Raw genomic sequence first — 21,560 nt, 5'->3', positions numbered from 1 at the left:
ATGACGAGTTCATTGACTGACGGCGCCGCCCCAGAGGGGCAGGAAGAGCGGCAGCCGGCCGGACAGCCGCCCACCAGGAACGCACCGGACCTCCGGGACGGCCAGCCGGGCCTGTTCCGCCTCCTCCTCAAAGACCGATTCGCCGCCGTCGCCGCTTTTGTGCTGCTGCTGGTTGGCCTGACCGCTTTGGTGGGGCCCGCGCTCATGGGCGACCTCGCCACCAAGCAGAACCTGCTGTTCGCCAACAAGGCCCCGTTCACCATGACGCACGGCTGGGAGTACTTCCTGGGCAGCGATTCGCTGGGCCGCAGCATGCTGGCCCGCCTGGTGGTGGCCAGCAGGACAACCCTGTCCGTGGCGCTTCCCGCCGTCGCCGTGGCCCTGCTCATCGGCTCGCTGTGGGGCGTCTGGGCCGGGTACCACCGCGGCTGGCGGGAGAACGTCTCCATGCGGGTGGCCGATGTGATCATGAGCTTCCCCTCACTGCTGCTCGCCGTAGTGGTCCTCTACGTCTTCAGCCCCTCCGCTGCCAACATCGTGCTGATCCTGGCGTTGACGCGTATTCCGATCTACCTGCGCACCGCCCGCGCCGAATCGGCCGAACTGCAAAGCCGCACCTTTGTGGACGCTGCCCGGACCTTCGGGGCCAAGCCCAACGCCATCATCTTCCGGCACGTCATCCCGGTGGTGCTGCCCACCCTGCTGACCCTGGCCACCCTGGAATTCTGCTACGTCATGCTGGCCGAATCCTCGCTGAGCTTCCTTGGCATCGGTATCCAGCCGCCGGATGTCAGCTGGGGCCTGATGGTGTCGCAGGGCCGGCAATACCTTCAGACCGCATGGTGGCTGTCCATCTTCCCGGGCGTCGCCATTGTGGTCACCACCATCGCCGCCAACGTGCTGGCAGCCTGGCTCCGGATCGCCACCGATCCCGCCCAGCGCTGGCGCCTGGCCCTTCCCCGCAAACGGCTGATCGCCCGTATCCCAGCCAAGGAGGCACAGCCGTGAAAACAGCTGCCGACCCATCTACGCGCCAGAACCCCCAGGGCTCCGCCGGCCCGGCCGGCGCCCAGGCACATGACGTGGTCCTGCAGGTCAGCGACCTCGCCGTGGACATCAGGACCCACCGCGGCACCGTCCGGGCCGTCAACAGCGTGGGCTTCGAAGCCCGGGCAGGGGAGACCCTGGCCCTGCTGGGTGAATCCGGTTGCGGAAAATCCATGACGGCCAAGGCACTCGCGGGCATCATGGACCCGGTCTGCGACCTGGCCGACGGGCGGATTGTCCTGAACGGGACCGACCTGGCCGCGCTGACCCCGAAGGAGCGGCTGAAGTTTGCCGGACCGGAACTGGGCATCGTCTTCCAGGACGCACTGACCGCCCTGAACCCCGTATATACAGTGGGCACACAACTGGGGGAGGCATTCCGGATCCACCGGGGCCTGAACGCCAAGCAGGCCCGTGCCGAAGCCATCGACCTGATGAAGCGCGTGGGGATCCCGGAACCTGAATCGCGGGTCAATTCCTACCCCCACCAGTTCTCCGGCGGCATGCGCCAGCGCATCCTCATCGCCATGGCAGTGGCGCTGAATCCGCGGCTGCTGATCGCCGATGAGCCCACCACAGCCCTGGACGTCACAGTCCAGGCGCAGATCATGCAGTTGCTGCGCAAGCTCCGCGAAGAGGGCCAGATGGCCGTCATCCTCATCACCCACGACCTTGCAGTGGTGGTTGAGGAGGCCGATTCGGTGGCCGTGATGTACGCCGGGAACGTAGTGGAGAGCGGGCCGGTGGCCGAGGTCTTCGCCGATCCCCGCCACCCCTACACCAAGGGCCTGCTGGAATCCGTGCCCGTGCACCTGGAACGTGGCGACCAGCTCAAATCCATCCCGGGCAGCCCGCCGGAGCTCCACGACATCCCGTCCGGCTGCGTCTACCAGTCGCGCTGCCCCATGGTGCAGGACATCTGCCGCGCCGAGCGCCCTGCACTGCGCCCGGCAGTCCGCCGTCGTACGCCAAGCGGTACCGCAACCGCTGCGGCCGACCCGGAGCAGACCACGTCCGCAGGAACCAACGACGGCGGCGCAACAGTCCGTCCCGTGCGCACGGCCGCGTGCCACTTCAGCGAGGAGATCACCAATGCCTGAACCGCTTCTGAGCATTGAGGGCCTGACCAAGACGTTCCACGTTGCCAAAAGTGCCAGCGGGAACACCAGGCTCAAGGCCCTGGACGGCATCAGCCTCAGCGTGGGCCGCGGGGAAACCCTGGGCCTGGTGGGTGAGTCCGGCTGCGGCAAATCCACCCTGGCGCGCACGCTGATGATGCTGGAAACTCCGGATGAAGGGACGGTCAGCTTCGAGGGGACCAACCCGTTCGGGCTGAAGGGCAAGGAGCTGCTGTCATGGCGCCGGCGGGTCCAGATGGTCTTCCAGGACCCTTTCGCATCGCTCAACGCCCGGATGAGCGCGGGCGACATCATCGCCGAACCCTGGGCAACGCACCGGAGCCTCTACCCCACGTCCCGGGAGCGGGACGAACGGGTGCAGGAACTGCTGCAGATGGTGGGGCTGCGGGCGTCCGACGCGCGGAAGTCGCCGCAGGAGTTCTCCGGCGGGCAGCGCCAGCGCATCGGCATCGCCCGGGCGCTTGCCCTGAAACCGGACGTGATCATCCTCGACGAGCCGGTATCCGCACTTGACCTGTCCGTCCAGGCCCAGGTCCTCAACCTGCTCAACGAGCTGCAGAAGGAACTGGGCGTCTCCTATATCTTCATCTCCCACGACCTCACTGTGGTCCGGCACGTCGCCGACCGGGTGGCCGTCATGTACCTGGGCAGGATCATCGAGACGGGGGAAACCGAAGAGGTCTTCGACCATCCCCGGCACCCCTACACGGCGGCGCTGATGTCCGCTTCGCCCAAGCTCGACGTCACCGGTGCCAAGCGGGACAGGATTGTGCTCCAGGGCGAGCTGCCCTCCCCGCTGGATCCGCCGTCGGGCTGCCGATTCCGCACCCGGTGCTGGAAGGCCCAGGACATTTGTGCCGAGGTGGCCCCGGAGCCGCAGGTCCTGACAGCCCCGGACGGCCGGCGGCACCTGGCCGAATGCCACTTCCCGCTCGACACCATCAAGGGCCTCACCGGCGCCGCGGCCGCAGCGGCAACCGCCAACGCCTTGTGACCGGCGCCGAATACGCCATCATCGCCGGAGCCATCTTCCTGGCAGCCTGCCTGCAGGCCTCCAGTGGCTTCGGCATGGGGATGCTGGCGGCGCCGGTGATTGCCATCATCGATCCCGAACTGCTGCCCGCCACCCTGATCCTGCTCGCCCTGCTGGTCACCGTCATGGTGACGGTGACCGAGCGGCAAAGCCTGGACCTGCGCGGCACGGGCTGGGCGCTGGCGGGCAGGATACCGGGCAGCCTGGCCGGCGCCTGGCTGGTAGCGGCCTCCTCCAGGGAAGGGATGGCCTGGGTGGTGGTGGCCGTGGTCCTCGCCGGCCTGGTCCTGGCGGGCCGGGGCTGGGCGCCGCGGCCCCGGCGGACCAACCTGGTGGTGGCGGGGGCCGCTTCCGGCATCATGGGCACCGCCACGTCCATCGGCGGCCCGCCCATGGCGCTGATCTGGCAGGGACATGAGGGGCCGAGGCTGCGCGGCACCATGAGTGCCTTCTTCATGGTGGGATCGGCCATTTCCATGACCATGCTGTGGCTGGCCGGTACTGTCACCGAGCACATGCTGGTCCTGGCCCTGTGGATGGTTCCGGCGGTGATCGCCGGTTATGCGGCGTCCCGCTACGTCAACCGTTTCCTCAGCCCGGCCCGGCTGAAGAAGCTCGCCTTTGCCGCGTCCGCACTGGGGAGCGCGCTGCTGGTCACCCAGCTGATACTGGGCCCGTCCTGACAACATTGTGCAGCGGCAGTCCGGTGGCCAGCCGCCCGATGTTGGCGGCGATGTCCTGGGCCCGGCGCTCGAACGTCACCCGCGCATGGCCCGAGTGGTGCGGCGTGAGGACCGTGTTGTCCAGGTCCGTGAACGGCCATTGCGCCGGCGGCACCACGCCCTCGGCAGGTGTACCCCACCAGACGTCCAGGCCCGCCCCGGCAATCCGCCGCTCCGAGAGGGCGGCATAAAGCGCTGCCTGGTCCACCACGGCGCCGCGCGCCACGTTGACCAGGATCGCGGAGGACTTCATCGCTCCCAGCTCCGCAGCGCCGATCATACCGCGGGTGTCCTCCGCCAGGGGCACGGTGACCACCACGACGTCGGAACCCGCCAGGAGGGCCGGAAGATCGGCGTTGCCGCCCACCCAGTCCAGCCTGACCCCGGCGGGCAGCGGCCCGGCTGGATTGCGGCGCACGGCCCGGACCTTCATCCCCATGGCAGCGGCAACCCGGGCCACCTCCGCGCCAATGGACCCCAGCCCCACCACGCCGAGCACCAGGTCGCTGAGCACGGGATGGAACGGAACGTCCGGGGCAGTGGCGATGGTCCGCCACTGGCCGTTCCGCACCTCGCGGTCCGCCCGGACGACGTTCCGCGACAACATGAGGGTGACCATCAGGACATGCTCGGCGATGGGCCGGGCGTGATGGAAGGTGTTGGCCACGGTTGCCCCGGGAGACAGGTGCGGGAAAGAGATCTTGTCGTAGCCGGCCCCGGTCACATGGACCAGCCGGACGTTGCCCGCGGCTTCCGCTTCAGACGGGGGAAGGGCGGAACAGACGACGACGTCGGCCGCGGCAAGTGCCGCGGCCCGCCGTTGCGGAGACCACGCCGCAGCCATGTCCCAGTGGTGCGCGCCGCCGTCGGACCTTAACGCCTCCTCGAACCGGCTGATGATGGGATCGGTGACCACGATCCGAAGGGATTGGCTACTGTCCGGTTGCGCCGGCGCGCTCACCAGCGGGGGCTCTGCAGCTGGTAGGAGGGGTGCAGGCGCTGCATGTAACCGGTATCGTCACGGCTCCGCAGCCCGCAGTCCAGGTACTGGCGGTGCAGGCGCTCCAGGGCGTCCCGGTCCACCGTGATGCCCAGGCCGGGTGCCGTGGGGACCCCCACCGCGCCGTCCGTGAACCGGAGGACACCGTCCTCGATGACGTCCTCCTCCGGGTCCTTCCACGGCCAGTGCGTATCGCAGGCGTAGTCGAGGTTGGGGGTGGCCGCAGCAAGGTGGACCATGGCGGCCAGGCTGATGCCGAGGTGGGAGTTGGAGTGCATCGAAAGGCCCAGCCCGAAGGTTTCGGTGATCCCGGCAAGGAACTGGCTGCGGCGCAGCCCGCCCCAGAAGTGGTGGTCGGAGAGAATGACGTCCACGGCTCCGGCCGCAACGGCGGGGGACACGTCAGCGAAGCTGACAACGCACATGTTGGTGGCCAGCGGCATGCCCACTTCCCTGCGCACTGCTGCCATGCCCCCGATCCCCGGCGTGGGGTCCTCCAGGTACTCCAGGACGCCGTCCAGTTCCTTCCCCACCCGGATGGAGGTCTCCACGGTCCAGGCGGCGTTGGGGTCGATGCGGAGCGGCAGGTCCGGGAACTCCGCGCGGAGGGCCTGGATGGCGGCGATCTCCTCCTCGGGCGGGAAGACGCCGGCCTTCAGCTTCAGGGCGCCGAAGCCGTAGCCGTCCACCATCGCCCGGGCCTGCCGGACAATGCCTTCCGGGTCCAATGCGGCGCCCCACCGGTCCGCCTCCTGGCCGGGATGCCCGGCCCATTTGTAGAACAGGTAGCCACTGAACTGCACGGACTCCCGTACCGCCCCGCCCAGCAGATCGCTGACGGGACGGCCCAGGAGCTGTCCCTGGATATCCAGCGCCGCGACGTCGAAGGCGGACAGGACGCGGTCCGCCGTGCTCGAACCCGTGACCATGCCGCTCATGCCGTGGCCGCCCTCGATGGTGTCCACACTGAGGGCCTGCGCGATGCGGCCGCGGAGGGTGTTGATGTTGAAGACGTCCACGCCTTCCAGCGATGCGGCTGCCAGCTGCAACCGGGCCAGGTGGCCGGCGTCGCCGTAGGTTTCGCCGAAGCCGGATACACCCGAGTCCGTGAGGACCTCGATGATGGCGCGCAGGGCGAAGGGTTCATGGACGCCGACAGTATTAAGGAGCGGCGGGTCCTTGAACGCCACGGGCGTGATGGTCACGCCGGTGATGCGGACCTGGCCGAGGTGCTGGGCGGGGTCGAAGGTAGGGGTCACAGCGCTGTGCTCTTCATGGTGCGGGGCTCCTGATGGGGTTGCTTTGTGTGGTCCTGTTCACAGACGATATGGGAAGCGATCGATACAGGTCCAAGCCAATTTCTGCACTCGACAATCCAGTAAAGGTATTGATGTTTTCGCTGCCCCAGTTAGAGGCCTTCGTGGCCGTGGCCGAGGAGCTGCATTTCGGTGCCGCTGCCGAACGGCTCAACATGACCCAGCCGCCGCTCAGCCGGCAGATCCAGATGCTGGAAAAGAAGCTCAACACCACACTGTTCAGCCGGACCAGCCGCAAGGTGGAACTGACAGCAGCCGGCGCCACACTGCTGCCCAGGGCCCGGCAGATCCTGGACATGTGCATCAAGACGGACATGGACGTCCGCCGGGTTTCCTCCGGGCAGGCAGGGACCATCACTGTGGGCTACACCGCGATTGCCGGCCAGAGCGCGTTGCCCATGATGCTCCGGAAGGCGGCCGAAGGGATGCCGGGGGTGTCCTTTGTGCTGCGGGAGCTGGTGTCCACCGATCAGATGGACGGGCTGGTGAAGGGCAGTGTGGACATCGGCCTGCTGCGGCCCATCGTTGCCCGGCCAGGGGTGGTGTTCCGGCCGCTGATGCAGGACAGGCTGGTCGTGGCGGTGCCGGAAGGAAACCCGATCCTGGGCAACACCGGAATTGCCGACGGCCAGCCGCTGCCGCTGGGCTCCCTGGACCGGCGCCCCCTGCTGATGTACTCCACCAAGGAGGCCCGGTATTTCCACGACCTGGTGCTCCGCCTGTTCGCCAGCGCGGGCGCCCATGCCAACATCACCCAGTACGCCAGCCAGGTCCCGGCGCTGCTGGCGTTCGTCCAGGCCGGGCTTGGAGTGACCCTGGTTCCTGCCTCGGCAATGGCCTTCGCCCCGCCCGGAGTGGAGTTCCACGAAATCGATGGCCGCCACGGCATGAAGGAACTGAACCGGGTGGACCTGGAACTGGCCTGGAACGAGGAAACGGCCAATCCTGCGGTGCTGCGGCTCCTGGAGTTGATAGGGGAGTCTGTGTCCGCTTAGCTGGACGGCCGTGCGGACGCCTTGAATCGGCGTCGGGAGTTGGCCAGGTGGCTGCGCATCGCGGCAGCGGCGGCAGCCTCGTCACCGTCAGCGATGGCGTCCAGGATGGACCGGTGCTCCTGGACCACCTGGTCGAAGTGGTCCCGGGCGTAGTGCTCGAGGCCGGTCATCAGCCGGGTGCGCGGCATGGCAATCATCGTCTGGCCCAGTGCCGCGAGGCAGTCGGAGTAATACGGGTTGCCGGAGGCCGCCGCCACCGCCCGGTGGAAGTCGAAGTCCGATTTCATGGCATGGGACGGGTGGCCCGCACTCTCGGTGAAGGCCTCCAGCGCAGTGCCCACCGCACGCAACTGCCGCTCGGTGTGGTTGCGCGCGGCCAGGGCGGCGGCTTCCGTCTCGACGCCCATGCGGAACTCCAGCAGGTGCAGCCGGTCCTCGGTGGTGGCCACCGGCCGGGCCCCGGGTACAGCCTGGGGCCCGTCCGACGGCGGCGTGAGGGCGAAGCTGCCGCGCCCGCGTTCGGTTTCCACGAGCCCTTCGGCCTGGAGCCTCGTCAGCGCGGCCCGGACCACGGTCCGGCTCACGCCGAAGTCGCTGATCAGGGTGTTTTCGCTGGGAAGCTTCTCACCCGGTTGGATGATGCCGTCAACAATGCGGTTGCGAAGGTCGGCGGCGAGGTCCGCGGTGAGGTTCCGGCTCATGGCTCAAGGTTACGGCTTCAGCGTTATGCCCCGAACTCCACGGAGTCGGTGGTCCAGGCGCGGGCCTGGTCGCTAAGCGTGACGCCGAGGCCAGGGCGGTCCGGAACGATCATGCGGCCGTCCTTGGTTTCGAGGCGCTCGTTGAACAGCGGGTCCAGCCAGTCGAAGTGCTCAACCCACGGTTCGCGGGGGTAGGCCGCTGCGAGGTGCAGGTGGATTTCCATGGCGAAGTGCGGTGCAAGGCCCAGGCCGCGTTCGTCCGCGAGGGCGGCGAGGCGGAGGAACTGGGTGATGCCGCCGACGCGCGGGGCGTCAGGCTGGATGATGTCGCAGCCGTTGGCGGCGATGAGGCCCTTGTGCTCGGCCACGGAGGCCAGCATTTCACCGGTGGCGATGGGAGTGTCCAGGACCTGGGCCAGGTGGGCGTGGCCCTCGAAGTCGTAGGCATCCAGCGGCTCTTCGATCCAGATGAGGTTGAACTCCTCAAGGCGGCGGCCCATGCGCAGGGCCGTGGCCCGGTCCCACTGCTGGTTGGCATCCACCATCAGCGGAACGTCCCAGCCGATGTGTTCACGGATGCCGGCCACGCGGCGCAGGTCCTCTGCGGAGTCCGGCAGGCCCACCTTGATCTTGATGCCGCCAATGCCCTCCTCGATGGACTGGGAGGCGCGTGCCTTGACCTCGTCCAGGGAGGCGTTGAGGAAACCACCGGAGGTGTTGTAGGTCTGCACGGAGTCGCGGTGGGAACCCAGGAACTTGGCCAGGGAAAGGCCTGCGCGCTTGGCCTTGAGGTCGTAGAGGGCGATGTCGATGGCCGCCAGGGCCTGGGTGGCGACGCCGGAGCGGCCCACGGAGGCGCCGGCCCACAGGAGCTTGGTGTAGATCTTGGCGATGTCGTTGGGGTCCTCGCCGATGATGCCCTCGGCCACTTCTTTGGCGTGGGCGTACTGGGCCGGCCCGCCGGCGCGCTTGGAGTAGCTGAAGCCGATGCCGGAGTGGCCCAGTTCGGTGGTGATTTCGGCGAAGAGGAAGACTACCTCGGTCATGGGCTTCTGCCGGCCGGTAAAGACCTTGGCGTCGCTGATGGGAACGGCGAGGGGAAGGCGGGCGGTGGACAGTTTGACGTGCCGGATCAGGTCGACGGTGCTCATGGATTCTCCTAAGGGCGGGACTGGGCTCCTTCGCCCACACTCTTAGGATACAAGTTTAAAACTTGTACTACAAGCAGCGTTTTGCGATCCCGAGTGCGAGGTCTGCGCCAACGTCAGTCCGCCTCACGACGAAGGCTACCCAACCCGTCAATCAGGGCATCCAGGCCAAGCATGAAGGCGGCGTCGGCGGCGCGCAGCGCGGTGCCCGCAGCCCCTCGGACGGCGGCGGTGAAATACGGCGTGGATTCGGCCATGGTGCCCGGATCGAAAATGTCCTCCGGGGCGGTGACGTCGTATGCGGAGCCGAAAATAAACGACTCGAGCGCCACGATGGCCGAAATGATGCGCTCCTGGGGGAAGCCGGCGTCGAGGAATCCCTTGCTGACCGTCTCGTACATGGCCAGTGTCTGCGGCGCGTCGGTGACCGGCAGGACGGCGATGACCGGAATCAGCGGCGTGTGCTCGGCGAAGACATTGCGGTAGCTCCAGGCCCACGTGCGGACCGCGTCATCCCAGGGCGCGGCGCCAAAAGAGGACACATCCACCAGGGACATCAGGTGGTCTTCCACCAGAAGCAGGACGTCCTGCTTCGACGACACGTGGTTATAGAGGGCGGAGGGCGCCACCTCGAGGAGTTTGGCCAGGGCAGCCATGGTCAGCCCGTCGTACCCCTTCCGGCTAACGAGCTCCAGGGCGGCCGAGGTGATGCCCGCCTTGTCCAGTACCGCCGAGGAAGGCCTTCCGGCGCGCCTTCTCCGGACGCCGCCGTCGGGAGCCGGACGTTGCTGTGCTGCTGGTACTGCCGGCAATTTCTGCCCTTTCCTCGGTGTCCTCCGCATTATTGCACCAGGTACTTCCGCTGCCCGGCCGGACGGGCTATAGTTCTAATAAATGAATGCCATTCATTTAGTGGTTTCCATCACCCGGGACCGCAGAGAGGACATCATGCTGAACCTGAACCGCGACGTCGTTGTTGTTGGAGCCGGGCCGTCCGGACTCATGGCCGCCCGCGAACTGAAGAAGGCCGGCCTCAGTGTCGCCGTCCTCGAGGCCCGTGACCGGGTGGGCGGGCGCACCTGGACCGGAACTGTGGACGGCGCCATGCTGGAAATCGGCGGCCAGTGGGTCTCGCCGGACCAGGAAGCGCTCCTGGAACTGCTCCAAGAACTGAACCTGGACACCTACCCGCGCTACCGCGACGGTGAGTCCGTCTACATCGGTGCCGACGGCGTTCCAGTGCGTTACACCGGCGACTCGTTCCCCGTGGACCCGGAAACCGCCGTCGAAATGGACCGCCTGGTGGCCATCCTGGACCAGCTCGCGGCCGAGATTGGGCCCGCCGAACCTTGGGCGCACCCGAAGGCCCGAGAGCTGGACACCATCTCGTTCCACCATTGGCTGCGGCAGAACTCGGCCAGCGAGGAAGCCTGCAAGAACATCGGACTGTTCATCGCCGGCGGCATGCTGACCAAGCCCGCGCACTCCTTCTCGGCCCTGCAGGCCGTCCTCATGGCAGCGTCCGCGGGATCCTTCACCAACCTCACGGACGAGGACTTCATCCTGGACCGCCGTGTGGTGGGCGGCATGCAGCGGGTCTCGCAGCTGCTGGCGCAGGACCTGGGCGACGATGTTGTGCTCAATACCCCGGTGCGAACCATCAACTGGGAGCCGGACGCCGAGGGCGGGCACCGCGTGACCGTGGAATCAGACCGCGCCACCGTCAACGCCCGCTTCGTCATCATGGCTGTTCCGCCCAACCTGTACTCCCGTGTCTCGTTCAACCCGCCGCTGCCGCGCCGCCAGCACCAGATGCACCAGCACCAGTCCCTGGGCCTGGTCATCAAGGTCCACGCCGTATACGCCACGCCGTTCTGGCGCGACAAGGGGCTCTCCGGCACCGGCTTCGGTGCCGATGCCCTGGTCCAGGAGGTCTATGACAACACCAACCACGGCGATGCCCGCGGCACCCTGGTGGGCTTCGTGTCCGATGAGAAGGCCGACGCCGTCTTCGAGCTGAGTGTCGAAGAGCGCAGGGAAGCGATCCTTGCGTCCGTCGCCGGTTACCTCGGCGACGAGGCGCTCACCCCCGAGGTCTACTACGAGTCCGACTGGGGCTCCGAGGAGTGGACCCGCGGCGCCTACGCTGCCAGCTACGATCTCGGCGGCCTGCACCGGTACGGGAAGGACCAGCACGCCCCGGTGGGCCCCATCTACTGGTCCTCCTCCGACCTTGCCGCCGAAGGCTACCAGCATGTGGACGGTGCCATCCGGATGGGCCGCCGCACCGCTGAGCGCATCGCGGAAGTGGCGCGGGTGTCCGTGCCGGCCGGAGCCTGACTGCGCTGGCAAATAAGCATGCTTACTAATAGGCTGGCGGTGGGGAGCGTCCCCGATTCCAGACGAACGAGGTGAGGCATGACTGACGCCCAGAGCATCAGCAAGGTTACTGAGATCATCAACGATTCCAAGATCGGAATGGTCACCACCATCAACGAAGAAGGCGCCCTCGTCAGCCGGCCGCTGGCTGTCCAGGAGGTCAAGGACGACGGCGATATGTGGTTCTTCACCGGGCTCGGCACGTCGCAGGTTGCGCACGTCCGCGCGGACTCCCGCGTCAACGTCTCCTTCGGCAAGAACACTGAGTGGGTTTCCGTCGCCGGGACCGCAGAGGTGGTCACGGACCGTGCCAAGATCCACGAAATGTGGAACCAGGTTGTTGAGGCATGGTTCCCGGACGGTCCGGACACCCCCGAGGTATGCCTGCTTCGGGTGGACTCGGACTCTGCAGAGTACTGGACCAGCCCCGGCGGCACCGCTGCTACCGTGCTGCAGTGGGTCAAGTCCAAGGTGACGAACAGCCGCATGAGCGTCGGCGAGAGCGGCACCGTGGAGCTGTAGAGCCACTGTGTACGGCTAAGGTGCGGGGCAGCGGATGGCGCTGCCCCGCACCTTTCGTATGTGTCGCCATTTGGGGACCGTGAGAACATCAACGAGTGACCGACAGCACTTCGCTCGAACTGCCGCCCCTCTACGAGTCCCTGACCTGGCTTACCCCGCTCTCCGAGGAACGCGCTGCACGCCTTGTGGCGTTCCTGTCCGACCCGGCGCCGGCTGAGGTTCTGGACATGGGGTGCGGATGGGGTGAACTGCTACTTCGGGTTTTGATGTCGGCCCCGCACGCACGTGGACGCGGCGTGGACAGTGCTTCCGCGTCCATCGACCGAGCGAGGCAACAAGCATTGACCCGGGGGCTGCTCGACAGAGCGACGTTTGTTTCGATGTTGGGGCTGGAAGCCCAGAATCGCCCCGCGGACGCTGTCATCTGCATTGGTGTGAGCCAGATTTGGGGGCCACCGGTGGAGGACGCGCAGCCGCTCGACTACGCCGCAGCCCTGCGCGCCCTTCGAGTCCTGGTGCTTCCCGGCGGCCGACTCGTCTACGGCGAGGCGATCTGGTCCGCAACACCCCATCCGGCTGCCACCGCCCCCCTGGCTGGACGTGATGACGAGTACTTAACAGAAGATGCGTTACGCGAGCAGATCCGCGCCGTTGGTTTCGAGGTGGTGGACGAGGACCAGGCAAGCCTTCAGGAGTGGGACGTCTTCGAGGCCGGGTATCGCGACAGGTTTACCCGTTGGCTAGAAGCACATGATGCCGACCATCCGGCCGCAGAGCAGGTCCGCCGGCACTATGAGGATCAACGCGCTGCATATGAAGAGGGCTACCGAGGCGTGCTCGGGATGGCATATTTCTGCCTAAGGGGGTAGGAGCCCCCTGCGAGTCGACTTCGGAAACTGACAGCGGTTTTGCATGGCGGCCTTTTTTGGGTGCCCCATATGCCCCACCCGCAGAATGCCCGGCCCGCCCTGACGCTGAACATGAAATCGTCGCGAACCCTGGGAATCGAGGCGTCGCATCGAGGATGCGGAGCGCAAACAGGGAGAATCTCCCGCTAGTCCTGCCCCGTCAGTGCACCCAGCACCGCTGGCAGGAGGACGTCGTTGCGGCCCCACACCGGGTCCAGGATTTCGACGTACCAGGAGTCTGCCAGCAGCAGGGCCAGGGAATCGTTGGTTTCGTCGGCCCAGGCCTTGATCTGCTCCTCGTTTACCGGGTTTTCGCTTGAGCCCAGGACCGTCACCACTTCCGTCCCGTCCAGGGTGACGGGTATGGCAGCACTGCTGGCCTCGCCCGGGGCGTGGGCAACGGTCACAAGCTCCGTGCGGGTGGACAGCGCCAGCAGTTCGCCGGCCGCGGCACCACTGCAGAACCCGGTGACATACTGCCGTTGCGCTGCGCCGCCGTCCAGGATGCCGGGCTGGGATTCCCTGGTAAACAGTCCATTCCGGTTCAGCTCCGCCAATGCGGCGGCGATCGGGTTGGTTTCGTCGTCATAGCCTGCCGCGAAGTGCCCGGGCTGGTAGGAACTTCCACCCTCCAGCCAGCGCGCGGTCAGCTCACCGGCAGCGTCAAGGGTGGTGGCCTGCCGCCAGACCCCGCGGTCCTCCAGCAGCCGGCCGTACTGGTCGCGGGCTGGTATTTCCTCTGGCTTCATTCTGGGATGCTATCCCCGCCGGCGTTGGGCGCTCCACCGCTCCCGACATACCACTTAACCTGGCTGCCGGGCCTGGCCGGAGGGAATGCCCGCCGCCCGCTCGGCGTCGGCGAGGGAGGCAGCCAGGCTGGTGACGGCGTCGGGATACTCGTTTCCTCCGCCGGGGACGCTGCCGTGGCCGGGACCGCTCCGAAGCTGTTCCGCCGCCCGCATGGCCTTGATGAGCGCTGACGTTTCGGGAAGGCGGACATCGGTCAGGGCCGGGTAGTCGATGCTGCACGCAGGATCCAGCTCGTACCGGCTCCACCGTGCCATGAGCTCATCGTGCCGGGCGCGGGCAGCCTGGTGCGCTGCCTCCCGGGCAAGATCATCGCGATGGCGTGAGCGCCCGGCCAGGTAGCGCGGAGCCCAACGGTACACACCGATGCCCGATGCCACCGCGGCACCGGCCAGGAACAGGCCGGTCCATGGGGAAATCAGCGTAGGGATTAGCAACGCGGGAACGGCCACGCACGAGCCAAGGAAAAGGTCCCAGAAGAGCTGGTCCGAACGCTGCCCGCCGCCGTCGGACGCCAAGAGGGTCCTGCGCCGCACTACGAAAACCGTGGCGGCAACGCTGGCCACCAGCACCGGCGCGCACAGCACCAGCGCCCAGGCACCCTCGACGAGTCCCTGCACAAGTCCTTCCGTCACGGCTGCCACCTGGCACCTCCCGCGTGCGCCCGGGCCGCGGAATCCCGGGCTGGTCATTCCATTGCACCCTGTTCCGGCAGCGTGGTCAATGCCGGCGTCGTGTGGGCGTTTTGCCGCCATGCGAAAGGGTACGTTTCCCCTGTACTGCAGGTGCGGCGCCTGGGCACGGCACGGGTGCGCACGCTTGATGCGCGCCCAGGGGTGCCGGGTGCTTTGGGACGGGAGATGAACCGATGGGTCGGATTGACCGGATCGCAGAACCGTGGGGTACCAGGACTCCGTACGGCAGCGGCGAAACGTGGCCGGTGCGGGTGGACACGCACCTGGCCGAGGGAGTCGACGCAGAGTCCGTGGACTGCTGGCTCCAGACCGCCTCCATCCTTCATTCGAACGGCGACGCCATGGACATCGCCGTCAAGGACAACCGGATGGTGGGCGTACGAGGGCGCGCCTCCGACCGCGTGAACCACGGCCGCCTCGGTCCCAAGGACCTGTACGGCTGGCAGGCGAACTCGTCCCCGGACAGGCTGACCTGGCCGCTAATCCGGGAAGGCGGAAAACTCGTGGAGACGGACTGGGAAACCGCCATGGACCGCGTGGTGGCCCGGTCCAAGGCGCTGCTGGCGGAGCAGGGCCCCAGCGCCCTTGGCTTCTACACCACGGGCCAGCTGTTCGCCGAGGAGTACTACACCCTGGGGACTATTGCGCACGGCGGGATCGGGACCAACCATGTGGACGGCAACACGCGGCTCTGCACCGCCACTGCGGCGGAAGCGCTGAAGGAATCCTTCGGCTGCGACGGCCAGCCGGGCTCGTACACGGACGTGGACCACGCGGATGTCATCGCCCTCTACGGCCACAACGTGGCTGAAACGCAGACCGTCCTCTGGACCCGGATGCTGGACCGGCTGGCCGGGCCTAACCCACCAATAATCATCTGCGTGGACCCGCGCCTCACCGAAGTTGCCCGGGCCGCAACGGTGCACCTGGCGCCCCCGGCCCGGCACCAACGTGGCCCTCATGAACGCCATCCTCCACCACATCATCGCCAACGGCTGGGTGGACCAGGACTATATCCAGGCGCACACGGTGGGTTTCCAGGACCTGGAGAAGGAGGCGGCAAAGTACCCGCCGGCCCTTGCTGCCGAAATTACGGGTGTTCCGGCCGGAAAGATCGAGGAAGCGGCGCAGATCCTTGGCCACGCGGAGCGGCTCCTGTCCACCGTGCTGCAGGGCTTCTACCAGTCCAACCAGGGCACCGCCGCCGCCGTTCAGGTAAACAACATCAACATCATCCGCGGCATGCTGGGCAAGCCGGGGTGCGGGATCCTGCAGATGAACGGCCAGCCGACGGCCGAGAACACCCGCGAATGCGGGGCTGACGGCGACCTGGCAGCGTTCCGCAACTGGTCCAACGATGCCCACATCAAGGATCTGGCGCGCGTATGGAACGTGGACCCCATGTCCATCCCGCACTACTCCCCGCCCACGCACCTGATGCAGATGATGCGCTACGCGGAGGACGGCTCCATCCGGATGCTGTGGGTCAGCGGCACCAACCCTGCCGTGTCACTCCCGGAGCTGCGGCGGATCCGCTCCATCCTGGCGCAGGACCGGCTCTTCCTGGTGGTGCAGGACATCTTCCTGACGGAGACGGCCCAACTGGCCGACGTGGTGCTCCCCGCCGCCACGTGGGGTGAAAAGACCGGGACGTTCACCAATGCGGACCGCACCGTGCACCTGTCCGAGAAGGCCGTGGACCCACCGGGGGAGGCCCGCCCGGACCTGGATATCTTCATCGACTACGCCCACCGGATGGGGCTGAAGGACAAGGACGGCGAGCCCCTGATCAAGTGGGACAGTCCCGAGTCGGCGTTCGAGGCCTGGAAGGAGTGCACCCGCGGGCGTCCGTGCGACTACACCGGCATCACCTATGGCAAGCTGCGCCGCGGCTCAGGCATCCAGTGGCCGTGCAACGAGGAAAACCCGGACGGCACCGAACGCATTTACGCTGACGGGAAGTTCTGGGCACACCCGGAGTACTGCGAGACCTACGGCCGGGACCTCATCACCGGCGCCCCCGTGGACCCCACCGAGTACAAGGCACTGAACCCTGAGGGCCGCGCCATCATCAAAGCCGCCGAATACGTGCCGCCGCACGAGCTCCCCAGCCAGGAGTTCCCGCTGCAGCTGATCACCGGCCGCACCCTGTTCCATTTCCACACCCGGACCAAGACGGCGCGGGCGCCGGAACTCCAGGCAGCGGCGCCGGACGTCTGGGTTGAGGTGTCCGCGCACGACGCCGGCACGTACGGCTTTGCCGAAGGGGACCTTGCGGAGGTGGCCACCCCGCGCGGGTCCGTGCAGGCGAAGGTGCGGATCGGCGGCATCCGGGACGGCGTGGTGTTCCTGCCCTTCCACTACGGCTACTGGGATACGCCGGGCCGGCACGAGCCTGACGGCGCAGGACGCGCCGCCAACGAACTGACCATCACAGAATGGGACGCCGCCTCCAAGCAGCCCATCTTCAAGACCGCGGCTGCCCGGATTTCCAAAGTGCGGTCCGGCGCCGGACCCGCCCCCGCACCCACCAACACAGCCTCCGCCCCCGCTGGCGATTTCCCGGCAGAGGCCCGGACCAGGGGCATTCCGTCCGCCCTGGCCGACGAGGAAATCTCAGGGCAAGGCACTCACGGCCCCGCGGACGGCCACGGCGGCAGTGGCACAGACGAAAGGGAGGCATAGCTGTGAAGCTCGGGCTGGTACTGGAACAGCTGCACAGGGACGAGGACGACCTCGCCCAACACCTTTTGCGCGTCTCGGAGCGGCACAAAGTGGACCACGAGATTTACCACCTGGCCCGCGACCTGGCGAAATGGTCCCAGCAGCACGTCCGCGAGATAGCCGCCATCGCTGGCCGCTACGGCCGGGAACTGGATCCCGAGCCCAAAGGCGAAAACACGCTCCTCGAGAAGATCCGCGAGAAGTGCAGCGAACTGGTGGGCCGTGACGCCGAGGCGGGCCTGCTGCTCCTGCGCGACCTCCGGGAGGCCTACATCAAGGCCTGCGGCGTCTCCGCGGACTGGGAACTCGTGGCGCAGGCGGCCCAGGGCATCAAACACATGGACCTGCTGGAGGTCGCCCAGCGCTGCCACGCACAGAACCTCCGGCAGATGAAATGGGCCAACGGAAAGCTCAAAGAATCCGCAACCCAGATCCTTGTTAGCTAGGCGCCGGGCGAGGGTAAGTTGGGGTCCATGCGAATCAAAATGTGCAGCATCCACGTCAAGGACCCTGCCACCGCCCACGCCTTTTACACCGGCACCCTGGGCTTCGACACCCTCATGGCTATGCCGGAGTACAACCTGTACATCATCAAGGACCCGGGCGCCTCGGACAACTCAGCAGGACTCCTCCTGGAGCCCAGCGACAACCCCATCGGGGCGGACTACATGAACGCGGTCCATGAGGCAGGGCTTCCGGCCATCGTCTTTGGCGTACCGGATGTCCAGGCGGAATACGACCGCCTGGTGGCCGCGGGCGTCAGCTTTAAGAGCCCGCCGGCCGAGGACCCGTCCGGCATCAGTGCCGTCTTCGACGACGGCTGCGGCAACTACATCCAGCTGCACCAGGACTGAGCCGCCCTAAAAAGGGGAGCAGGCGGAAACAACAGAAGCCTGTCCGCAGATCCGGCCTTCAGGGTTCGGATCTGCGGACAAGCTTCTGCTTGGCATGGAGCGGTGGCGTCAGTTGGCGCGGGCCCGCTTGGCTTCCTTCTTTGCGGCCTCGTCCTTCACCCGCTGCGCCTCCGCGCGGACTGCTGCGTGGGTGGAGCGCTCGGTGACCAGCCACTGCGGCGGAGCCTGCAGCAGAGCGGTGATTTCCGCCGTCGTCAGCGCATCCTCGACGCCGCCGCGGGCCAGGCCGCTGATGGAGACGTTCAGCTTCTGCGCCACCACGGGGCGGGGGTGCGGACCGTTGCGGCGCAGCTCGGCGAGCCACTCCGGCGGGTTCGCCTGGATTTCGGCGAATTCCTCGCGGGTGATGGTCGAATCCTGGAACTCCTGCGGTGTTGCGGGCAGGTAGATGCCAAGTTTCTTGGCAACGGTGGCCGGCTTCATGGACTGGGAGTTTGCAGAGGTCATGCTTCAAGGGTATCCGGGCGGCGGGTACTGTGAAGACGTGCCCTCCACAACCTCCTCCCCAGACGACGCCGTTTCCGCCGGCGACATTCCCGCTGAAGCGCCGCGCGAGCTGCGCATCGCGTATGTTCCGGGCGTGACGCCGGGCAAATGGATCCGCCGCTGGGAAGAGCGCATGCCGCACATTCCCCTTCACGCGGAGATGCACGACGGCGGCGGGCCGGTTGAGGCGGTCCGCGGTGGTTCTGCTGACATGGCTTTCGTTCGGCTCCCGATCGGGCGCGAAGGCCTCAGCGTCATTCCCCTGTACGAGGAGCAGGCCGTGGTGGTCGCTCCCAAGGGCCACGAAATTTCGGTGTTCGAGGAAGTGGCCCTGGCGGATCTGGACCAGGAATCCTTCCTGGACGTTGTGGCTTTGGGTGGCCCCGAGCCGGCCCTGCAGGTGGTGGCCTCCGGCGCCGGCCTGGTGATCATTCCCATGTCCGTGGCCCGCCACTTCAACGTCAGGGACACCGTGGCCCGCCGCGCCACCGATGCACCCGGCACTGAAATCGCCCTGGTGTGGGCCACGGACAGCACCGACGAGGTCCTGGAAGAGTTCATCGGCATCGTCCGCGGCCGGACGACACAGAGTTCACGGCAGCCCTCCGCGCAGCCAGTCAAGGAAAAGAAGGCCCCGAAACCCGACCGCCGCGGCGGTTCCGGCGCCAAGAAGTCCGCACCCAAGGTGGCCCAGAGGTATGCCCCCAACCCGGACAAGGGCAGGGGCAAGGGCTCCCGCAAGAAGGGCAAGCGCTAGGCGCACCCTTCCCTACGGCCTGTTGTAGTCAGTACCGGTTCCTCGGCGGGACCTGGCCGGCGCCCGTTTGCCGGGCTTTCCTGGCCCGCAGGATGCGCCCGATGATGGCGGGCAAAAAGGCGAAGAGCAACTTCTTCATGGCAGTTCCTTTGCTGTAGCGGATGGAGATGCCAGGGCCGCCCTTCCGAAATGGAAAGACGGCCCCGGCGTTCTGTTACTGGTTTTGCGCCTGCCTAGGTGTTTTGGATGGTGTCTTTGGCGTTGGTGGCGCGGTCTTTTACGTCGGTGGCGGCGTCTTGGCTGTCGGTTTTGACGTGGTCGATGCCGTCGGTGGCGGTGGTTTTGACGTTGTCCATGGCGTGTTGGGCTGGTTCTTTGAGGTCTTGGACCATGCCTTTGGCGGCGTCGGTGAGTTCGGTGGTGAGGGGTTCGGCGGCGGTTTTGAGCTGGTCTGCTGCCTGGCGTTCTTTGTCGCTGGCGGGGATCAGGGAGGAGATCAGCATGCCTGCGCCGAAGGCGATGAGGCCGGCGGCGAGGGGGTTGCCCTGGGTTTTGGCTTTGACCCGGTCCGGTGCGGCGGCGACGGTGTGGCCGGCGTCGGTGAGGGTGGAGGCGACGTTGTCTTTGGCGTCGTGGAGGGTGTCGCCGGTGTTGTGCAGGGCGTTGGAGGTGCGTCCGGCCCCGGTATGGGTGGCGTCCTGGACCCGGCTGGTGGTGTGGTCTGCTGCTCCCATGATTTTCTCCTTGACGCCTGATACCGCATCTTTAACCTTGTCGGTTTGGCGGTGGACGATGTTGGACGGTGTGACCTTGTCCGCGACGGCGTCGACGTTGGTGCCGAGGCGTGCGCGGGTGGCTTCGATGTCTGCTCGGATTGCGTCGGGGTTCTCGCTCATCGGTTTACCTCACCTGGTTTGAGGGTTGGGGGGATTTCGGCGAGGGTTTCGCCGGTTTGGGGCAGGCCTTTGATTTCTTTGAGGTTCTTCCGGCCGATGCTGGCCAGGACTGCGGCTGCGATGGCCCAGATGACGGCGACGATGACGGCGGCCCAGCCCAGTGGCATGAGGGCGCCGAGGCCGAACATCAGGGCCAGGGACAGGAAGAGCAGGACGAAGTGGCCTGCGACGCCGGCGCCGGCGAGCATGCCGCCGCCTTTACCGGCCCGGGTGGCGGATTGTTTGAGTTCGGCTTTGGCGAGGTCGACTTCCTGGCGCATCAGGGTGGACAGGTCCCGGGTGACATCGCCGAGCAAGTCACCCAGCGACGCTGTCTCCGCTTTCTGGTGCGCCACGCCGGGCGACTCAGGAATCTGGCTACTCATCACGGGCGTCCTTCAGTCGACCGGTAGCCGCCTTCCGCGGACCGGTAGGAGCCGTCCTCGTCACGGAACGGGTCATCCTCGTACCGCAGCGGCGTGTCCTCGGCCGTGCCACCTGGCAGGGTTGAGGTGGAGGATGGCGTGCCTGCAACTGTGGGCTCGGCGAACAGGTCGTCGGTCCCCGCTGCGTACACTGTCTCCTGATGGAGCGGCTGGACGGGTGCGGAGTGCGCCGCCCGCTGGGTGGCAGAGGGCGACTGCGCCTGGCCGGCCCCCGCGGCCCCGGAGGCCTGCTCAGGAGCGCCGGCGGTGAGGCTTCGGGTCAGGCGGCCGGCCAGCAGGCCGGCACCGGCGGCAAGCAACAGGAACGTTCCGGGCTTGTTGCGGGCAAACCGCTGCACTTCGCCGAGCAGGTCGCCCGGTTCACGGTTCTCCAGCCAGGACGCGACGGAGTCGCCGCGTTCGGCTGCCTGGCGGATCAGGTCACTCGCCATACCCTGCTGTTCCGGTGCGGTGGCCATGCTGTGCAGCTGGTCGGAGATGTTGCGGATCCCCTGCGCGGCCTTCTGCTGCTGCGCGCCCGCCTCGCTGGTCAGGCCGGTCTTCGCCTGGTTCATCAGGTCCTTGGCGTTGGTCTTTGCCTCGGCTGCGACGTTGGCGGCTTCTTCCTTCGCCGTATGCGCCACATCCTTGGCCGCAGACGTTGCCTGCCCTGCCACATCAGAGGCCTCTGCCTTCGCCGTGTCGGTCTTCGAACCGCCGGCGGGACCGGCCGTCGAGGCGGTAGTGAAGTCATCCTCGACTGTGGCGGCGCCGTAAGGATCCGTGACGGCCGGGTTGGGAGTCTGGGGCCATTGGTTCTCTGTCATCGGGCTCTCTTTCCTGAAGTTCAGCTGGCGATTAAGAACCAGCAGAGCTGGCTGTTTAGTAAGCAGGGTTACTAATTAGA

22 protein-coding genes and 1 pseudogene are annotated in these 21,560 nt (G+C 66.9%); 12 read left to right on the top strand and 11 right to left on the bottom strand.

The features are described from left to right. The 4 genes from OVA06_RS18130 to OVA06_RS18115 are packed head-to-tail and all read left to right on the top strand — an operon-like array spanning position 1 to position 3,902. Entirely contained in the window at positions 1-1,008 is a 1,008-nt protein-coding gene (locus OVA06_RS18130; RefSeq protein ID WP_268160235.1) for an ABC transporter permease, read from the top strand. After that, positions 1,005-2,147, top strand: coding sequence for an ABC transporter ATP-binding protein (locus OVA06_RS18125; protein WP_268160233.1), 1,143 nt, complete (start codon positions 1,005-1,007; stop codon positions 2,145-2,147). The genes OVA06_RS18130 and OVA06_RS18125 overlap by 4 nt, the downstream gene beginning before the upstream one ends. Next, entirely contained in the window at positions 2,140-3,180 is a 1,041-nt protein-coding gene (locus tag OVA06_RS18120) for an ABC transporter ATP-binding protein (protein WP_268160231.1), read from the top strand. Before OVA06_RS18125 ends, OVA06_RS18120 begins: the two co-directional genes overlap by 8 nt. Further along, the gene (locus OVA06_RS18115) at positions 3,177-3,902 is read left to right on the top strand and encodes a sulfite exporter TauE/SafE family protein (protein WP_268160229.1); all 726 of its coding nucleotides are present in this window, start codon (positions 3,177-3,179) and stop codon (positions 3,900-3,902) included. The genes OVA06_RS18120 and OVA06_RS18115 overlap by 4 nt, the downstream gene beginning before the upstream one ends. On the opposite strand, the gene OVA06_RS18110 is transcribed toward OVA06_RS18115, so the two are convergent. Then, positions 3,874-4,857 carry a 2-hydroxyacid dehydrogenase gene (locus tag OVA06_RS18110; protein WP_268160227.1) on the bottom strand — a complete coding sequence of 328 codons (984 nt, stop codon included), beginning with the start codon at positions 4,855-4,857 and terminating at the stop codon, positions 3,874-3,876. The two genes, OVA06_RS18115 and OVA06_RS18110, sit on opposite strands and share 29 nt — an antisense overlap. Positions 4,858-4,898: 41 nt before the next feature. Further along, positions 4,899-6,200, bottom strand: coding sequence for a glucarate dehydratase family protein (locus OVA06_RS18105; protein ID WP_268160225.1), 1,302 nt, complete (start codon positions 6,198-6,200; stop codon positions 4,899-4,901). A gap of 131 nt (positions 6,201-6,331) precedes the next feature. Here OVA06_RS18105 and OVA06_RS18100 point away from each other — a divergent pair, with 131 nt between their 5' ends. After that, complete coding sequence (locus OVA06_RS18100) at positions 6,332-7,252, top strand: LysR family transcriptional regulator (RefSeq protein ID WP_056080168.1); 921 nt, start codon at positions 6,332-6,334, stop codon at positions 7,250-7,252. Here the strand turns inward: OVA06_RS18100 and OVA06_RS18095 are convergent. The 3 genes from OVA06_RS18095 to OVA06_RS18085 form a co-directional block, all read right to left on the bottom strand. Next, on the bottom strand, positions 7,249-7,953 hold the full coding sequence (locus OVA06_RS18095; RefSeq protein WP_268160223.1) for a FadR/GntR family transcriptional regulator: 705 nt from the start codon (positions 7,951-7,953) through the stop codon (positions 7,249-7,251). The two genes, OVA06_RS18100 and OVA06_RS18095, sit on opposite strands and share 4 nt — an antisense overlap. A 23-nt stretch (positions 7,954-7,976) precedes the next feature. Then, entirely contained in the window at positions 7,977-9,104 is a 1,128-nt protein-coding gene (locus OVA06_RS18090) for an L-talarate/galactarate dehydratase (protein ID WP_056080162.1), read from the bottom strand. Positions 9,105-9,217: 113 nt separating this feature from the next. Next, the gene (locus OVA06_RS18085) at positions 9,218-9,913 is read right to left on the bottom strand and encodes a TetR/AcrR family transcriptional regulator (RefSeq protein ID WP_268160220.1); all 696 of its coding nucleotides are present in this window, start codon (positions 9,911-9,913) and stop codon (positions 9,218-9,220) included. Between the two features lie 82 nt (positions 9,914-9,995). On the opposite strand from OVA06_RS18085, the gene OVA06_RS18080 reads away from it, so the two are divergent. The 3 genes from OVA06_RS18080 to OVA06_RS18070 all read left to right on the top strand — a co-directional run bounded on the left by OVA06_RS18080 (position 9,996) and on the right by OVA06_RS18070 (position 12,871). Beyond that, positions 9,996-11,441 carry a flavin monoamine oxidase family protein gene (locus OVA06_RS18080; RefSeq protein WP_326493587.1) on the top strand — a complete coding sequence of 482 codons (1,446 nt, stop codon included), beginning with the start codon at positions 9,996-9,998 and terminating at the stop codon, positions 11,439-11,441. A 78-nt stretch (positions 11,442-11,519) separates the two neighbouring features. Beyond that, complete coding sequence (locus tag OVA06_RS18075) at positions 11,520-12,002, top strand: pyridoxamine 5'-phosphate oxidase family protein (protein WP_056080156.1); 483 nt, start codon at positions 11,520-11,522, stop codon at positions 12,000-12,002. A gap of 95 nt (positions 12,003-12,097) precedes the next feature. After that, on the top strand, positions 12,098-12,871 hold the full coding sequence (locus tag OVA06_RS18070; RefSeq protein ID WP_268160218.1) for an SAM-dependent methyltransferase: 774 nt from the start codon (positions 12,098-12,100) through the stop codon (positions 12,869-12,871). 185 nt (positions 12,872-13,056) lie between these two features. Here the strand turns inward: OVA06_RS18070 and OVA06_RS18065 are convergent, their stop codons facing one another. Together OVA06_RS18065 and OVA06_RS18060 are read right to left on the bottom strand one after the other, a co-directional pair. After that, positions 13,057-13,659 (bottom strand): DUF6919 domain-containing protein, encoded by a 603-nt coding sequence (locus OVA06_RS18065; protein ID WP_268160216.1) that lies wholly within the window; start codon positions 13,657-13,659, stop codon positions 13,057-13,059. Positions 13,660-13,713: 54 nt separating this feature from the next. Then, a complete protein-coding gene (locus OVA06_RS18060; protein WP_268160214.1) occupies positions 13,714-14,352 on the bottom strand; it encodes a hypothetical protein in 639 nt (212 codons plus the stop codon). Between the two features lie 233 nt (positions 14,353-14,585). On the opposite strand from OVA06_RS18060, the pseudogene OVA06_RS18055 reads away from it, so the two are divergent. The 3 genes and pseudogenes from OVA06_RS18055 (at position 14,586) to OVA06_RS18045 (ending at position 17,990) form a co-directional block, all read left to right on the top strand. Beyond that, positions 14,586-17,097 (top strand): annotated as a pseudogene (locus OVA06_RS18055) (molybdopterin oxidoreductase family protein). A gap of 2 nt (positions 17,098-17,099) precedes the next feature. Continuing rightward, positions 17,100-17,582, top strand: a complete 483-nt coding sequence (locus OVA06_RS18050; protein ID WP_268160212.1) for a hypothetical protein — start codon at positions 17,100-17,102, stop codon at positions 17,580-17,582. Positions 17,583-17,609: 27 nt separating this feature from the next. Then, positions 17,610-17,990 (top strand): VOC family protein, encoded by a 381-nt coding sequence (locus OVA06_RS18045; protein ID WP_056080143.1) that lies wholly within the window; start codon positions 17,610-17,612, stop codon positions 17,988-17,990. A 108-nt stretch (positions 17,991-18,098) separates the two neighbouring features. Here the strand turns inward: OVA06_RS18045 and OVA06_RS18040 are convergent, their stop codons facing one another. After that, positions 18,099-18,497 (bottom strand): DUF5997 family protein, encoded by a 399-nt coding sequence (locus OVA06_RS18040; protein WP_268160210.1) that lies wholly within the window; start codon positions 18,495-18,497, stop codon positions 18,099-18,101. Between OVA06_RS18040 and OVA06_RS18035 the strand changes: the two genes are divergently transcribed. Beyond that, positions 18,496-19,293, top strand: coding sequence for a LysR family substrate-binding domain-containing protein (locus OVA06_RS18035; RefSeq protein WP_442793587.1), 798 nt, complete (start codon positions 18,496-18,498; stop codon positions 19,291-19,293). The two genes, OVA06_RS18040 and OVA06_RS18035, sit on opposite strands and share 2 nt — an antisense overlap. A gap of 233 nt (positions 19,294-19,526) precedes the next feature. Here OVA06_RS18035 and OVA06_RS18030 read toward each other — a convergent pair whose 3' ends face one another. The 3 genes from OVA06_RS18030 to OVA06_RS18020 are packed head-to-tail and all read right to left on the bottom strand — an operon-like array spanning position 19,527 to position 21,480. Next, complete coding sequence (locus OVA06_RS18030) at positions 19,527-20,189, bottom strand: DUF3618 domain-containing protein (RefSeq protein WP_268159576.1); 663 nt, start codon at positions 20,187-20,189, stop codon at positions 19,527-19,529. Further along, the gene (locus OVA06_RS18025) at positions 20,186-20,614 is read right to left on the bottom strand and encodes a phage holin family protein (protein WP_268159574.1); all 429 of its coding nucleotides are present in this window, start codon (positions 20,612-20,614) and stop codon (positions 20,186-20,188) included. Before OVA06_RS18025 ends, OVA06_RS18030 begins: the two co-directional genes overlap by 4 nt. After that, entirely contained in the window at positions 20,614-21,480 is an 867-nt protein-coding gene (locus tag OVA06_RS18020; RefSeq protein WP_268160208.1) for a hypothetical protein, read from the bottom strand. Before OVA06_RS18020 ends, OVA06_RS18025 begins: the two co-directional genes overlap by 1 nt. Between the last annotated feature and the right edge of the window lie 80 nt (positions 21,481-21,560).

The sequence above is a fragment of the Pseudarthrobacter sp. SL88 genome (assembly GCF_026672455.1).
GTDB lineage: Bacteria > Actinomycetota > Actinomycetes > Actinomycetales > Micrococcaceae > Arthrobacter.
This window is presented reverse-complemented; position numbering and strand designations above follow the sequence as displayed.

What these genes read in the sequence shown, in the direction of transcription:
- OVA06_RS18100 (WP_056080168.1), top strand. Translation starts at nt 6,332, where the DNA reads ATGTTTTCGCTGCCCCAGTTAGAGGCCTTCGTGGCCGTGGCCGAGGAG.
- OVA06_RS18045 (WP_056080143.1), top strand. Translation starts at nt 17,610, where the DNA reads ATGCGAATCAAAATGTGCAGCATCCACGTCAAGGACCCTGCCACCGCC.
- OVA06_RS18020 (WP_268160208.1), bottom strand. Translation starts at nt 21,480, where the DNA reads ATGACAGAGAACCAATGGCCCCAGACTCCCAACCCGGCCGTCACGGAT.
- OVA06_RS18080 (WP_326493587.1), top strand. Translation starts at nt 9,996, where the DNA reads ATGAATGCCATTCATTTAGTGGTTTCCATCACCCGGGACCGCAGAGAG.
- OVA06_RS18025 (WP_268159574.1), bottom strand. Translation starts at nt 20,614, where the DNA reads ATGAGTAGCCAGATTCCTGAGTCGCCCGGCGTGGCGCACCAGAAAGCG.
- OVA06_RS18035 (WP_442793587.1), top strand. Translation starts at nt 18,496, where the DNA reads ATGCTTCAAGGGTATCCGGGCGGCGGGTACTGTGAAGACGTGCCCTCC.
- OVA06_RS18120 (WP_268160231.1), top strand. Translation starts at nt 2,140, where the DNA reads ATGCCTGAACCGCTTCTGAGCATTGAGGGCCTGACCAAGACGTTCCAC.
- OVA06_RS18030 (WP_268159576.1), bottom strand. Translation starts at nt 20,189, where the DNA reads ATGAGCGAGAACCCCGACGCAATCCGAGCAGACATCGAAGCCACCCGC.
- OVA06_RS18130 (WP_268160235.1), top strand. Translation starts at nt 1, where the DNA reads ATGACGAGTTCATTGACTGACGGCGCCGCCCCAGAGGGGCAGGAAGAG.
- OVA06_RS18095 (WP_268160223.1), bottom strand. Translation starts at nt 7,953, where the DNA reads ATGAGCCGGAACCTCACCGCGGACCTCGCCGCCGACCTTCGCAACCGC.
- OVA06_RS18090 (WP_056080162.1), bottom strand. Translation starts at nt 9,104, where the DNA reads ATGAGCACCGTCGACCTGATCCGGCACGTCAAACTGTCCACCGCCCGC.
- OVA06_RS18075 (WP_056080156.1), top strand. Translation starts at nt 11,520, where the DNA reads ATGACTGACGCCCAGAGCATCAGCAAGGTTACTGAGATCATCAACGAT.
- OVA06_RS18040 (WP_268160210.1), bottom strand. Translation starts at nt 18,497, where the DNA reads ATGACCTCTGCAAACTCCCAGTCCATGAAGCCGGCCACCGTTGCCAAG.
- OVA06_RS18065 (WP_268160216.1), bottom strand. Translation starts at nt 13,659, where the DNA reads ATGAAGCCAGAGGAAATACCAGCCCGCGACCAGTACGGCCGGCTGCTG.